This is a genomic window from Ruegeria sp. CF8 (assembly GCF_056537285.1).
On the sequence record NZ_JBQFRG010000001.1, the window covers coordinates 932,082 to 945,014 of the forward strand.

The 12,933-nt window shown below is 54.7% G+C and carries 13 protein-coding genes and 1 tRNA gene; 13 read left to right on the plus strand and 1 reads right to left on the minus strand.

The genetic code is table 11. From position 1 onward, the window contains the following. The first annotated feature begins 5 nt into the window (after window positions 1-5). The 9 genes from sufB (at window position 6) to ACR0EV_RS04575 (ending at window position 7,496) form a co-directional block, all read left to right on the plus strand. Window positions 6-1,526 (plus strand): Fe-S cluster assembly protein SufB, encoded by a 1,521-nt coding sequence (gene sufB / locus ACR0EV_RS04535; protein ID WP_171089979.1) that lies wholly within the window; start codon window positions 6-8, stop codon window positions 1,524-1,526. Continuing rightward, the gene (locus ACR0EV_RS04540) at window positions 1,526-1,729 is read left to right on the plus strand and encodes a hypothetical protein (protein ID WP_480798967.1); all 204 of its coding nucleotides are present in this window, start codon (window positions 1,526-1,528) and stop codon (window positions 1,727-1,729) included. Before sufB ends, ACR0EV_RS04540 begins: the two co-directional genes overlap by 1 nt. A gap of 49 nt (window positions 1,730-1,778) precedes the next feature. Further along, window positions 1,779-2,534, plus strand: coding sequence for a Fe-S cluster assembly ATPase SufC (sufC, locus tag ACR0EV_RS04545; protein WP_480798968.1), 756 nt, complete (start codon window positions 1,779-1,781; stop codon window positions 2,532-2,534). Beyond that, window positions 2,534-3,814, plus strand: coding sequence for a Fe-S cluster assembly protein SufD (gene sufD / locus ACR0EV_RS04550; RefSeq protein ID WP_480798969.1), 1,281 nt, complete (start codon window positions 2,534-2,536; stop codon window positions 3,812-3,814). The genes sufC and sufD overlap by 1 nt, the downstream gene beginning before the upstream one ends. Beyond that, window positions 3,814-4,299, plus strand: a complete 486-nt coding sequence (locus ACR0EV_RS04555; protein ID WP_171089983.1) for a YIP1 family protein — start codon at window positions 3,814-3,816, stop codon at window positions 4,297-4,299. Before sufD ends, ACR0EV_RS04555 begins: the two co-directional genes overlap by 1 nt. Continuing rightward, window positions 4,296-4,862 carry a YIP1 family protein gene (locus ACR0EV_RS04560; RefSeq protein WP_480798970.1) on the plus strand — a complete coding sequence of 189 codons (567 nt, stop codon included), beginning with the start codon at window positions 4,296-4,298 and terminating at the stop codon, window positions 4,860-4,862. Before ACR0EV_RS04555 ends, ACR0EV_RS04560 begins: the two co-directional genes overlap by 4 nt. Window positions 4,863-4,873: 11 nt before the next feature. Continuing rightward, window positions 4,874-6,094, plus strand: a complete 1,221-nt coding sequence (locus tag ACR0EV_RS04565; protein WP_480798971.1) for a cysteine desulfurase — start codon at window positions 4,874-4,876, stop codon at window positions 6,092-6,094. Window positions 6,095-6,171: 77 nt separating this feature from the next. Continuing rightward, window positions 6,172-6,248 (plus strand) — tRNA-Arg (locus ACR0EV_RS04570). 216 nt (window positions 6,249-6,464) lie between these two features. Then, window positions 6,465-7,496: a hypothetical protein gene (locus ACR0EV_RS04575; protein ID WP_480798972.1), complete on the plus strand. Its 1,032-nt coding sequence runs from the start codon at window positions 6,465-6,467 to the stop codon at window positions 7,494-7,496. 245 nt (window positions 7,497-7,741) lie between these two features. Here ACR0EV_RS04575 and mepK read toward each other — a convergent pair whose 3' ends face one another. Beyond that, window positions 7,742-8,311 (minus strand): peptidoglycan L,D-endopeptidase MepK, encoded by a 570-nt coding sequence (gene mepK / locus ACR0EV_RS04580; protein WP_480798973.1) that lies wholly within the window; start codon window positions 8,309-8,311, stop codon window positions 7,742-7,744. A gap of 355 nt (window positions 8,312-8,666) precedes the next feature. On the opposite strand from mepK, the gene ACR0EV_RS04585 reads away from it, so the two are divergent. The 4 genes from ACR0EV_RS04585 to ACR0EV_RS04600 are packed head-to-tail and all read left to right on the plus strand — an operon-like array spanning window position 8,667 to window position 12,908. Beyond that, a complete protein-coding gene (locus ACR0EV_RS04585) occupies window positions 8,667-10,274 on the plus strand; it encodes a L,D-transpeptidase family protein (protein WP_480798974.1) in 1,608 nt (535 codons plus the stop codon). 34 nt (window positions 10,275-10,308) lie between these two features. Beyond that, window positions 10,309-11,400 carry a UDP-3-O-(3-hydroxymyristoyl)glucosamine N-acyltransferase gene (lpxD, locus tag ACR0EV_RS04590; RefSeq protein WP_480798975.1) on the plus strand — a complete coding sequence of 364 codons (1,092 nt, stop codon included), beginning with the start codon at window positions 10,309-10,311 and terminating at the stop codon, window positions 11,398-11,400. Window positions 11,401-11,432: 32 nt separating this feature from the next. Beyond that, the gene (locus ACR0EV_RS04595) at window positions 11,433-11,690 is read left to right on the plus strand and encodes an acyl carrier protein (protein ID WP_480798976.1); all 258 of its coding nucleotides are present in this window, start codon (window positions 11,433-11,435) and stop codon (window positions 11,688-11,690) included. Between the two features lie 9 nt (window positions 11,691-11,699). Further along, complete coding sequence (locus ACR0EV_RS04600; protein WP_480798977.1) at window positions 11,700-12,908, plus strand: beta-ketoacyl-[acyl-carrier-protein] synthase family protein; 1,209 nt, start codon at window positions 11,700-11,702, stop codon at window positions 12,906-12,908. Window positions 12,909-12,933 lie beyond the last annotated feature (25 nt).

Sequence of the window (12,933 nt, forward strand, 5' to 3'; positions counted from 1 at the left end):
AAGTTATGGCCGCTTTGGACCAGACCCAGGTGAAAGAGGGTGTCGATCAGGAAACCGTGGATGCGGTACGCGAGGTCGGAACCTACAAATACGGCTGGGATACCGACATCGAGATGGAGTACGCGCCAAAAGGTGTGAATCCGGATATCGTCCGTCTGATTTCGGATAAGAATGATGAGCCGGAATGGATGACCGAATGGCGTCTGGCCGCATTTGAACGCTGGACCAAGATGGAAGAGCCGAAATGGGCGATGGTCAACTATCCTGAGATCGACTTTCAGGACCAGTATTACTATGCGCGTCCGAAGTCGATGGAAGAAAAGCCAAAGTCGCTTGATGAGGTCGATCCCAAGTTGCTTGCTACCTACGAGAAGCTGGGTATCCCTCTGAAAGAACAGATGATTCTGGCCGGTGTCGAAGGCGCTGAAGATGCGCCAGCCGAAGGCCGCAAGGTTGCTGTAGACGCGGTTTTTGACTCTGTATCAGTCGGTACAACCTTTCAGGCCGAGCTGAAGAAAGCCGGAGTGATTTTCTGCTCGATCTCAGAAGCGATCAAAGAGCATCCCGAACTGGTCAAGAAATACCTTGGCACTGTTGTTCCTGTTTCGGACAACTTCTATGCGACGCTAAATTCGGCCGTCTTCTCGGACGGGTCGTTTGTGTACATCCCGCCGGGTGTTCGTTGCCCGATGGAGCTGAGTACCTATTTCCGTATCAACGCGGAAAACACCGGCCAGTTTGAACGCACCCTGATCATCGCAGACAAGGGCTCGTACGTTTCTTATCTGGAAGGCTGCACCGCGCCTCAGCGTGACACCGCACAATTGCACGCGGCTGTTGTCGAGATCATCGTCGAAGAAGATGCCGAGGTGAAATACTCGACCGTTCAGAACTGGTTCCCCGGGGATGAGAACGGCAAGGGCGGCATCTATAACTTCGTTACCAAACGCGCCGATTGCCGGGGCGACCGGTCCAAGGTGATGTGGACCCAGGTGGAAACTGGCTCGGCTGTGACCTGGAAATACCCGTCTTGCATCCTGCGCGGCAACGAAAGCCAGGGCGAGTTCTATTCGATCGCGATTGCCAACAACTATCAGCAGGCCGACACCGGCACCAAGATGGTTCATCTGGGCAAGAACACCAAATCGCGCATCGTGTCCAAAGGCATCAGCGCAGGTAAGGCGCAGAACACCTATCGTGGTCTGGTCTCGATGCACCCGAAAGCCAAAGACAGCCGGAACTACACCCAGTGTGACAGCTTGTTGATCGGAGACAAATGCGGCGCGCATACGGTTCCGTATATCGAGGTCAAGAACAACTCATCCCGTGTCGAGCACGAGGCGACGACGTCGAAAGTGGATGACGATCAACTGTTCTACTGCCGTCAACGCGGCATGGACGAAGAAGAGGCCGTGGCGCTGGTCGTTAACGGGTTCTGCAAGGACGTGCTTCAGGCGCTGCCGATGGAATTTGCCATGGAAGCGCAGCAGTTGGTGGCAATCTCGCTGGAAGGTTCTGTTGGTTGATGACGCGCGCGCCTCGCACCCGCATCCATAAAGGTGATGTGGTGACCTGGATTGGGTACATCTTTCCGGTTCTGGGAGGGTTGCTGGGCGTCGCCTACGTCAACATCAATCATATGGAGTTCATCAACCCGGTATGGGCGGTGGGCGGAGGGGCGATCCTGGGTTGGATTGCCGCGCGTCTGATCCGCAGAATACTGGGCTAGGAAATAGACGGGGCCGCGGTGCCCCTTGCGATACGCAAAAGGACAAAACATGCTGGAAATCAAGAACCTGCACGTGCAGCTTGAAGAAGAAGACAAGCAAATTCTCAAAGGTGTGGACCTGACGGTCGAAGCCGGCAAGGTACATGCGATTATGGGCCCGAACGGGTCGGGTAAATCGACGCTCAGCTATGTTCTGTCCGGTCGTGATGGCTATGAAGTCACCGAGGGTTCGGCCACGCTGGACGGTGCAGACCTTTTGGAGATGGAGCCGGAAGAGCGTGCCGCAGCAGGTGTGTTCCTGGCGTTTCAATACCCCGTTGAGATTCCCGGCGTTGGTAACATGACTTTCCTGCGAACTGCGGTGAATGCACAGCGCAAGGCGCGCGGAGAAGAAGAACTGTCGGCAGCCGACTTCCTGAAAGAGGTACGCGCCAAGGCGAAAACCCTGAAAATCGACGCTGACATGCTGAAGCGCCCGGTCAACGTAGGCTTCTCGGGTGGTGAGAAAAAACGCAACGAGATCCTGCAGATGGCCATGCTGGAACCCAAGATGTGCATCATGGACGAGACCGACTCGGGCCTGGACGTGGACGCGATGAAGCTGGTGGCCGAAGGTGTGAACGCCCTGCGCGACGAAGGCCGTGGATTTCTGGTGATCACGCACTACCAGCGCTTGCTGGACCACATCAAACCGGACGTTGTGCACATCATGGCTGATGGCCGTATCGTCAAAACCGGTGGCCCGGATCTGGCGCTTGAAGTTGAAAACAACGGTTATGCCGACATTCTTGCCGAGGTGAACTGATGGCCTTGCCCGAAGTCAAACAATCCGCAACCGAGGCACGGCTGTCTGCGCTGACCATGCCAGACGCCGGCTGTACCCGTGCCGCCCGCGAAGACGCTTTGGCGCGTGTGCTGGAAATGGGTCTGCCGGGGCGCCGCGACGAATACTGGAAATACACTCAGCCCGACACACTTGTCGCGCCCGACGCGATCCCCGCTGCAGTGTTTGCCGATGATGAGCCGCTGGTTTTCAGTGAATTTGATCGTCTCAACATCGTCTTCGTAGACGGCGTGTTCAGCGCCGAAGAGTCGGACGATCTGTCGATGGAAGGTGTGAGCATCGACCGTCTCGAAGACATTTGCTGCAAAGACATCCATTGGGCCAAAGACCTGTATGGCGTTTTGGAAGCCCGCGGTCAGTCTCCGGTTCAGCGTCCGTTGGCGGCACTGAACACAGCTTTTGCGTCGGATGGTGTTGCCATTCATGTGACAGGCAAACCGTCTAAGCCAATTAACCTGATCTACCGCCATGCGTCGCCAACGTCAGACGCGATCCTGCATCATGTGGTTCGTGTGGAAAGTGAGGCCGAGGCCACCATTCTGGAAACCGGTCCGGCAGCCTCGCGCTTTAACAAGTGCATGGAGATCGATATTGCGGACAACGGTACGCTGCATCACGTGCGCGCGCAGGGCAGGGACCATGAACGTCGCGCCGCGACCCATATGTTCACGCGTCTGGGGAAAGAGTCGGTGTATAAGTCGTTCACGCTGACGGTAAATGGCGTTCTGACCCGTAACGAACAGGTCGTTGAACTGACAGGTGATGACGCGGTGGCCCATGTGGCCGGTGCCTGCGTTGGAGATGGTGATTTCCATCATGACGACACGGTCTTCATCACGCATGACGCTGTGAACTGCGAAAGCCGTCAGGTGTTCAAAAAGGTTCTGCGCAACGGAGCAACCGGTGTGTTTCAGGGCAAAATCCTTGTAAAGGAAGGCGCCCAGAAAACCGACGGCTACCAGATAAGCCAATCGCTGCTTCTGGACGACGACAGCCAGTTCCTTGCCAAGCCCGAGCTTGAGATTTACGCCGATGATGTGGCGTGCTCGCATGGCTCGACTTCGGGCGCGATTGACGAGACTGCGCTGTTCTACCTGCGATCACGCGGAGTTCCGACCAAGGACGCCACCAATATGCTGACGCTTGCATTCCTGGCGGAAGCGGTGGACGAAATCGAAGACAGCGCGTTGGCAGAAGCGATTGTCAGCCGTCTGGAGGGGTGGCTCGCCCGCCGCAGCTGATGGCTCTTTCGTCAGATATATTGGCAACTTACCGGGGGCCGGGGCGTGTTGTGCGTCGGCTTCTGGATTTGGGGCCACGAGAAGACCGAGCGCTGGTATTTGTGATGGGCTTTTGCATCGTCGCGTTCATTGCGCAGATGCCCGGCCTCGCGCGTCAGGCGCATCTGGAAGGTGTTGAGCTGAACATGTTACTGGGCGGTGCGCTGCTGGGTACCGTGTTCATTTTGCCGTTGTTTTTTTACACGCTGGCTTTGGTTTCGCACTGGGCCGCGCGATTGGTTGGCGGCAAGGGCTCTGCCTATGGGGCAAGGCTGGCCTTGTTCTGGGCCCTGCTATCGTCCGCACCACTGGTTTTGCTGAATGGTCTGGTGGCCGGATTCATCGGACCCGGACCTGCTTTGTCAATTGTGGGCATCCTCTGGGTTGCTGTTTTTGTGTGGTTCTGGTTATCCGGTCTCAGACAAGTGCAAAGGTCGGCTGAATGACTATTCCACAATTGGGTCCACTGGTGCTTTTGACGCTCAAGAAACCTGCCGAGGCGGCCCGTCAGATATTAGCTCTGAATCTAGGGCGGGAAGCGGTCTGGCTGAGCTTTTTTCTGGTGGTGGTCTTCAACTGTCTGATTCAACTCAGCACGGACCTGATCTTCACTGTTCCAGAGGCACCGCAAAACGCTGAAGCAGAGAGTATTCCTTTCATCCTTATCCGATCCGCCGGCGCGATGTTGTTGAGCGTTGTTGCTTTTCTTTTGGTCGGACGTGTTTTAGGGGGTCGCGCAACGCTTTCCGGCTTGTTGATCCTGATGATCTGGCTGAGCTTTTTGCAAAGCGGCGCGTTGCTGGCCATGGTCCTTTCCAGCGTGGCTTTACCTGCTCTGACGCTGCTCTTGCTGCTGGCGACATTGGGGTGGAGCCTTTTTATTACGCTGCATTTTCTGAACGAGGCGCATCAGTTCGACTCGCTCGGTAAGGCATTTGCCGTAATTTTGTTGGCGGCAATTGCCGCCTTACCCATTGTTCTGATGTTCAACCCAACCGGACCCGTCTAGGAAATAAGCCTATGTACGATGTACAGAAAATCCGCTCTGACTTTCCGATCCTGTCGCGTCAGGTCAATGGCAAGCCTTTGACCTATCTGGACAATGGTGCCTCGGCTCAGAAACCTCAGGTCGTTATCGACGCTGTGACGCGTGCTTATGCCGAGGAATACTCGAACGTCCATCGCGGTCTGCACTACCTGTCCAACCTAGCGACCGAGAAATACGAGTCCGTGCGTGGCACCATCGCGCGCTTTCTAGGTGCTTCGAATGAGGACGAGATCGTCCTGAATTCGGGCACGACCGAAGGGATCAACCTTGTCGCTTACGGCTGGGCAATGCCGCGGCTTGAGGCCGGGGACGAGATCGTTCTGAGCGTCATGGAGCATCACGCCAATATCGTACCCTGGCATTTTTTGCGTGAACGGCAGGGCGTTGTTCTGAAATGGGTGGATGTCGACGCAGACGGGGGTTTGGACCCACAGGCTGTAATTGATGCAATCGGTCCAAAGACCAAGCTGGTTGCCGTAACCCAGTGTTCGAACGTTTTGGGTACAGTTGTCGACGTCAAAGCGATCACCGACGGCGCCCACGCCAAAGGAGTTCCGGTTCTGGTGGACGGAAGCCAAGGCGCAGTCCATATGCCGGTGAACGTTGAAGAGATCGGCTGTGATTTCTACGCGATCACGGGTCACAAGCTGTATGGCCCCTCCGGGTCAGGCGCGATGTACATTAAATCCGAACGTATGGCCGAAATGCGCCCCTTTATTGGCGGCGGCGACATGATCAAAGAGGTCAGCAAGGATCAGGTCATATACAACGATCCACCAATGAAGTTCGAAGCTGGTACGCCAGGTATCGTTCAGACCATAGGTTTGGGCGTGGCCTTGGACTACATGATGGATCTGGGAATGGCGAACATTGCGTCTCATGAATCCAGCCTGCGCGACTATGCCATGCAACGGCTGACCGGATTGAATTGGCTGCAGGTGCAGGGCACGCGCCCGGACAAAGCCGCCATCTTTAGCTTTACGCTGGATGGGGCCGGTCATGCGCATGACGTCTCGACTATCCTGGACAAAAAAGGCGTAGCCGTCCGAGCGGGTCATCACTGTGCCGGACCATTGATGGACCATCTGGGCGTGACCGCAACCTGCCGGGCCAGCTTTGGTCTTTATAACACCACGGAAGAGGTCGACATTCTGATCGATGCCCTTGAATTGGCGCATGATCTTTTTGCCTGACTTTGATTTGAAACTGGGTGAGACAGGCACGATTTCCAGTTGCACCCAAACCGGATCAAGGTTAGCTAACGACCAACGCACCTGTAGCTCAGCTGGATAGAGCGCTGCCCTCCGAAGGCAGAGGCCAGAGGTTCGAATCCTCTCAGGTGCGCCAGATAACCCCCGAGTATTTAAAGGAACGCCTGATGAGATTCGTCATATCTGCCGGCGAATTGCTCCACGATCCAATCCCCTGACTTGTTATCAATCGCTTGAGCTTTTGTTTCTTTCCAACAATTGCGTTGTTCAATAAGCGAGAAGAGATATAGAGGTGTCTGAACCTTCAGCCTGACGCGGCAATTCAGACCCAATCATCAAACGAAAATTTGTGATGTCAAAAGAGATCATCCTCCACATCGGAACGCACAAAACCGGAAGCTCATCACTGCAAGCTTGGGCGATGGACAACCTGGAAGAACTGGCGGCCCATGGTGTGTATTACCCTAAGGCGGGGCGAAACCCTGAAGGAAATCATAGTGCATTGCCATGGTCGCTTTCCGGGGATGCTCGAGCGGAAAGCTCGGTGTGGGAAGACTTTCTGAACGAAATAGAAAACACCGACCACAACCGCCTCCTCGTTGTCGGAGAGGAATTCAGCTTTCTCAAATCCGAAGATGTCCGACTTGCGAAAGAAACACTTAAGAACCACCGCGTCAGAATTACACTGAGTCTCAGACCTCAATTCGACGCAATTCGGTCCCAATACGATGAATGGCTTAGGCAGTTTTTGACCAACGACAGCTTCTCCACTTTCTGGAGATTTCTGGCAAAGAAAGATGAGTGGTTCGACTATACCGAAATCGTCAAAAGATGGAGTTCGTTTTTCGGCTCGGAAAACATGACGGTTTTTTCCTTTAACGAAAGCAAAACGCAGGAGTTTGGGCTGATCTCGACTATGGTCGATTTTCTTCAGGTCCCGATCGAGAGTTTCACGACAAAAACCGGAAAAAACGCTTCAGACTGCGCCGAGCTCGTTCAAATTTGGCGATACCTTCTAACGAAGTTGCAGGTTGCGACCGGTGAGAGGTTAGGCGTGGATGAATTTCTAACTGATGCAGATCGAATTCGAAACTGTTTCAAACTTCAACAAGTCTACGGACCCATGGTTTTGCAAGCTCGGGACAAATACTTGGCAGAATTTTCAGAGCGGTCAAAGTTTATTGGTTACGATGCGAATGAATTTCTTGAGGTGCAAGAAGTCTTCAAGGACCGGAATGAAGAATTGTTTTCGATACTCGGTAAAGACCTTTGGGATCTAACTTCGGAACTGAAAGAAGCGTCGACATCTTGCCACCTGTCGGCCGACATGCTGAAAACAGCAGACGGTGTGTTCGATCAATACATGTCGCAGATCGGGCGGTGAGCTTGTTTGATTGATCGAAAGTAGATGAAATGGTCTACAACGATGAATGAGAACTCGGGCGCCGGCGCAGCCCACGAGTGAATTTTGTAAGGGGGCAATGCCCTCGCGCTAACAACCTCCAAAGCTGGCCGTTTCTACGCGATTTGACATTTTATTTGTTCTGGCAACATTTCCAGGGCGATCTCTGCATGAGAGAAGCTTTCGTTGAGCCAGTATATCTTACGTCTAAGTAAGGTGGTCCAGCTTTAACCGCGCCAAGAGCGGACAACGCCGCAATCCATGTGGACGAAGTTAGAACCGTAGTACTGACCGACGCCACCTGCACGGCAAGACATAGCAGCCTTAGCCATCTGTGAAACCGAACGAGACGCGAGGCGCAGGTCTGCGGCCTGACCCTCCATATGAAGCGACTTTCGAGCGACACGACGGGAGCGGGCGCGCAGCATTGCATTGGTCTGGGGAGAGCGATAACCGGACAGAAGCATATAGGGTTCGTTCACATCCAGAAGGTTGTGTGATGCCGCCATGATATCAATCGTGCGCAAATCGATGGATTTAACCTGATCTGTGCGCCAATCGCGCATGAAATGGTTCACTTCTTTGACAGCGTCCTTGATATACTTACCATCAACCCAATAGATCATGTCCAGCCGTTCGCCAGTGCGACCGGAATACATACGAATGCGACGGATATCACCGCCACCTCGCAAAAAGCCTGCTGCGTTGGAAAATGTGGGGGCTGCCGCGACTGCGGTAGCTGCAAATGCACCCAATAGGGCACGCCGGGTCAAGCCCGAGGAACTGCTCTTGGTCATTTTTGGTTCGTCCCGTACTGTTCCTGCCTGCACACGATGTTACGCGCGCGGTATTAATTTTTTCCCATCCCAGATGCGGATTTTATGACACAATCGGAATCGGCGGCCAAGAAGTGTTTCGGATTCACCTTTTCAAGGGGGAATTTTCGGCAGTTTTTTGCGCAAATGACACAGTGCCACTTAGAATTTATGCAACTGTGCGGTTTTTACCAACCGGCCGATGCAAACACGCATCAGACATCATTAGAAGCGATTTGGTAAGGGATTTGTGAATAGACAAGCGTTCGTAGGCAAATCCATAGTTGCTTGACGCACATATCCTCAGTTCAATCTTTTGAGTATTCAAGGCCCCATAATGCTTTCTGTTTTCCGCACCAGTACCAGTATCCTTGTCACCGCGTGTTTTGCAGCAACCGCCGGATTGGCGAATACGACGTCAGACTCCGCGTCGACTACGGCCTTTCAAATGGCGATTGCGGAACATACGTCTCAGGCATCTACAATTGCCGAGTTTTACCGGACGAATGGATTTGCACCGATTTGGGTAGGTGAAACCCCTGAGCACACGCAACGCAGGGCCGCGTTGATTGAAGCATTGTCCAAGGCACATCTACACGGTTTGCCTCAGGCAGATGCAACCGTTTCGGCATTGATCGACAAGATGGAACAGGCCCGGTCTGTTCGTGACCTCGGCGCGATTGAGGCCGAGCTAAGCCGGGTGTATGTGGAATACGCTGATGCACTGTATTCCGGCACCGTTGAACCTGGGCGCGTAGACGACGGTTTGGTACGGGGAGTGGAGCGTCGTAGCGCTGCCGAGCATTTGTCAAGGCTGGCGGAGCAAGGCGCGCAATATCTGGAACAACTGCCGCCTCAAACACGTCAGTACCGCGCGCTTATGAAACAAAAGCTGCAGCTGCAAGTCTTGGTGGATCAAGGTGGTTGGGGGGCAACGGTACCGGTCGCGAAACTGGAATATGGTGACACTGGTGCGAATGTCGTCAAACTGCGCAATCGTCTTGTGGCGATGGGGTACATGAAGCCGTCGGCCAGCCCGTCTTTTGACGATGCGCTGCTGGCTGGCGTTCAGGCGTTTCAAACAGCGCACGGGCTGGAGCCTGACGGTGTTGCAGGCCAGGGCACAATTACCGAGTTGAACCGCCCGGCCTCTGACCGACTAAAAGCAGTCTACGTCGCGCTTGAAAGAGAACGCTGGCTGCCGCGCGAGCGTGGCGCGCGCCATATCCTGGTGAATCAGGCCGATTTTTCGGCCAAGATCGTTGATGACGGACAGGTCACATTTGAAACCCGTGCGGTAATTGGAAAAAACACGCATGATCGCCGCAGCCCCGAATTTTCGGATGTGATGGAGCATATGGTGATCAACCCGAGCTGGTATGTTCCACGCTCGATCATCACCAAGGAATATTTGCCGAAACTGCAATCCAATCCTAATGCGGTAGGTCACATACAGATCACTGACCGCAGCGGTCGTCAGGTCAATCGCGGGGCTGTGGATTTCACTCAGTTCACGGCGCGAAACTTTCCGTTTGCGATGCGCCAGCCCCCCAGCAAAAGCAATGCGCTGGGTTTGGTGAAGTTCATGTTCCCCAACAAGTACAACATCTATCTGCATGATACTCCACAGAAAAGCCTGTTCTCGCGTGAGGTGCGGGCGTTCTCGCACGGGTGTATTCGTTTGGCGCAACCCTTCGAATTCGCCTATGCGTTGCTTGCGAAACAAGAGGAAGACCCCAAGGCCTTTTTTCATCGCGTCCTCAAAACTGGCAAAGAAACCAAAGTTGAATTGGATCAACATGTGCCGGTGCACCTGATCTATCGCACGGCCTATATAGGACCGAAGGGCGAAGTGCAGTATCGTCGCGATGTCTATAATCGCGATGCCAAGATTTGGGACGCACTACAAAAGGCAGGGGTGGCCCTGCCGGACGTTCAGGGGTAAGCACGGGTCAAATCCTGCCAAAAGGAAGCCCGTCATGCAGTTCACCGTTCAACAAATCGCCGACGCTCTGAGCGCTGAGTGTCAGGGTGACACCGGCCTAACGATTGTGGGAGCTGCCGAACCCGGTGACGCAGGTCCAACAGATCTGGCGATGGCGATGTCTCCGAAATATGCCGAGGCACTGTCCGGTGGAGAAGCGCGCGCAGCGGTTCTTTGGGAAGGGGCCGATTGGCAAGCCTTGGGTCTGCGCGCGGCCATCTTTGTTTCGCGGCCTCGCATGGCCATGGCAGGGATTACTTCGATGCTGGATCGCGGGCAGGGGGTCGAGCCGGGCATTCACCCGTCGGCCGTCATTGATCCAACGGCAGAGATTGGCGCTGACGTCTCAATTGGACCTCTAACAGTTGTTGGTGCACGCGCAAGGATTGGGGAAGGTTCCGAAATCGGTGCGCATTGCACGATAGGCATCGATGCCACGCTAGGAAAGGGTGCGTTGCTACGCGAAATGGTCAGCATCGGTGCTCGGGCGCAGATCGGAGACCGTTTCATTGCACAACCTGGTGCTCGGATCGGAGGCGATGGGTTCAGCTTTGTCACCCCCGAAGTCTCGGGCGCTGAGAATGCGCGTAAAACCATGGGTGATCAAGGTGAGGCCAAAGCACAAAGCTGGCTTCGCATCCACTCTTTGGGCGCGGTTGAGATTGGCAATGACGTCGAGGTCGGATCCAACTGTACCATCGACAACGGCACGATCCGCAACACCCGGATCGGTGACGGCTCGAAACTGGATAATCTTGTGCATGTGGGGCACAACACGCGTGTGGGTCGCGATTGCCTCTTGTGTGGTCAGACCGGCGTGTCGGGATCGGTCGAGATCGGCAATAACGTTGTTCTGGGTGGTCAGACCGGCGTTGTTGATAACATCTTTATTGGTGACGGCGTCATTTCTGGTGGGGGTACAAAAATTCTGTCCAACGTTCCGGCCGGTCGCGTCATAATGGGCTATCCGGGCATCAAGATGGAAACACATACTGACATCTACAAAGCGCAACGCCGTTTACCGCGCATGGCCCGCGACGTTGAGGCACTCAAAAAGGCTGTTTTCAAACAGTCCCCGAGTGATTAAATCATCCTCAGAACGAAAGTCAGGGGATCGACATGAGCATCAGCGACCGCGTCATCGCAATCATTGCAGAGCAGGCCGTGCTGGAGCCGTCTGACGTCACGCCCGAAAGCACGCTGGAGGACTTGGGTATCGACAGCCTGGGTTTAGTTGAAAGCATCTTTGCGATCGAGGAAGAGTTCGACATTTCGGTTCCGTTCAATGCGAACGAGCCAGAAGCCAATGACTTCGATATCTCGAATGTGGCCGCGATCACCGCCGGGATCGAACAGCTTGTGTCGGAAAAGGTCTGACCTGCTCTCATGAAACGTGTTGTCATTACCGGCGCAGGTACGATCAACTCACTGGGCCATTCGGTTCCTGACACTCTGGAAGCCATGCGCGAAGGGCGTTGTGGCATCTCGGAACTGGAATTTCGTGATGTCGAACGATTGGCCATCAAGATCGGCGGTCAGGTTCGAGGATTTGAGGCGGAAGGACGGTTTAATCGCCAGCAGATGTCTCTGTATGACCGGTTTACCCAATTCACTCTGACGGCTGCCAAAGAGGCTATAGAACAGTCGGGCATCGAGTTTCACGGTGAATTGGCGGCCAGATCAGGTGTCGTGCTTGGAACCGCCGGTGGCGGTGTTTCGACTTGGGATGACAATTATCGTTCGGTTTATGAAGACGGAAAGAACCGTGTGCACCCGTTTGTTGTTCCCAAACTGATGAACAATGCTGCGGCCAGCCATGTGTCGATGGAGCATAACCTCAAAGGGCCCAGCTTTACCGTCTCGACGGCCTGCGCGTCGTCTAACCACGCCATGGCGCAGGCCTTTCAGATGGTGCGCAGCGGCGCCGCCCCGGCGATGATTACCGGCGGGTCCGAATCCATGTTGTGTTTCGGCGGGATCAAAGCGTGGGAAGGCCTGCGTGTGATGTCCAAAGACGCTTGCCGCCCGTTCAGCGCAAACCGCAATGGAATGGTTCAGGGCGAAGGCGCAGGCGTATTTGTGTTCGAAGAATACGAACATGCGCGCGCGCGGGGGGCTGAGATTCTGTGTGAAGTTGTCGGCTTTGCGATGTCGTCGGATGCAGCCGACATTGTTATGCCCAGCAAACAGGGGGCGGCCAGGGCCATGGCTGGTGCTTTGACCGATGCCAGGTTAAACGCCAGCGATGTGTGCTATATTAACGCGCATGGCACGGGCACAGCGGCCAATGACAAAACCGAATGCGCAGCAGTTGCGGATGTGTTTGGACCGCATGCAGACGATCTGATGATTTCGTCTACAAAGTCCATGCACGGCCACTTGATCGGTGGTACCGGAGCTGTGGAACTTTTGGCTTGCATCATGGCTCTGCGGGACGGGGTAATTGCTCCGACCATCGGATATGAAGAGCCGGACCCGGAATGTGCGCTGGATGTGGTGCCGAACGTCGCCCGTGAAGCGAAAGTTGACGTTGCCCTGAGCAATGCGTTTGCATTTGGCGGGCTGAATGCCGTTTTGGCGCTGAAGCGGGTTTAGAAGAACGCACGCTCAAATTGAAAAG

Bases quoted from the DNA above. Each gene is read 5' to 3' on its own strand.
- sufB (WP_171089979.1), top strand. From the start codon at position 6: ATGGCCGCTTTGGACCAGACCCAGGTGAAAGAGGGTGTCGATCAGGAA.
- ACR0EV_RS04540 (WP_480798967.1), top strand. From the start codon at position 1,526: ATGACGCGCGCGCCTCGCACCCGCATCCATAAAGGTGATGTGGTGACC.
- sufC (WP_480798968.1), top strand. From the start codon at position 1,779: ATGCTGGAAATCAAGAACCTGCACGTGCAGCTTGAAGAAGAAGACAAG.
- sufD (WP_480798969.1), top strand. From the start codon at position 2,534: ATGGCCTTGCCCGAAGTCAAACAATCCGCAACCGAGGCACGGCTGTCT.
- ACR0EV_RS04555 (WP_171089983.1), top strand. From the start codon at position 3,814: ATGGCTCTTTCGTCAGATATATTGGCAACTTACCGGGGGCCGGGGCGT.
- ACR0EV_RS04560 (WP_480798970.1), top strand. From the start codon at position 4,296: ATGACTATTCCACAATTGGGTCCACTGGTGCTTTTGACGCTCAAGAAA.
- ACR0EV_RS04565 (WP_480798971.1), top strand. From the start codon at position 4,874: ATGTACGATGTACAGAAAATCCGCTCTGACTTTCCGATCCTGTCGCGT.
- ACR0EV_RS04575 (WP_480798972.1), top strand. From the start codon at position 6,465: ATGTCAAAAGAGATCATCCTCCACATCGGAACGCACAAAACCGGAAGC.
- mepK (WP_480798973.1), bottom strand. From the start codon at position 8,311: ATGACCAAGAGCAGTTCCTCGGGCTTGACCCGGCGTGCCCTATTGGGT.
- ACR0EV_RS04585 (WP_480798974.1), top strand. From the start codon at position 8,667: ATGCTTTCTGTTTTCCGCACCAGTACCAGTATCCTTGTCACCGCGTGT.
- lpxD (WP_480798975.1), top strand. From the start codon at position 10,309: ATGCAGTTCACCGTTCAACAAATCGCCGACGCTCTGAGCGCTGAGTGT.
- ACR0EV_RS04595 (WP_480798976.1), top strand. From the start codon at position 11,433: ATGAGCATCAGCGACCGCGTCATCGCAATCATTGCAGAGCAGGCCGTG.
- ACR0EV_RS04600 (WP_480798977.1), top strand. From the start codon at position 11,700: ATGAAACGTGTTGTCATTACCGGCGCAGGTACGATCAACTCACTGGGC.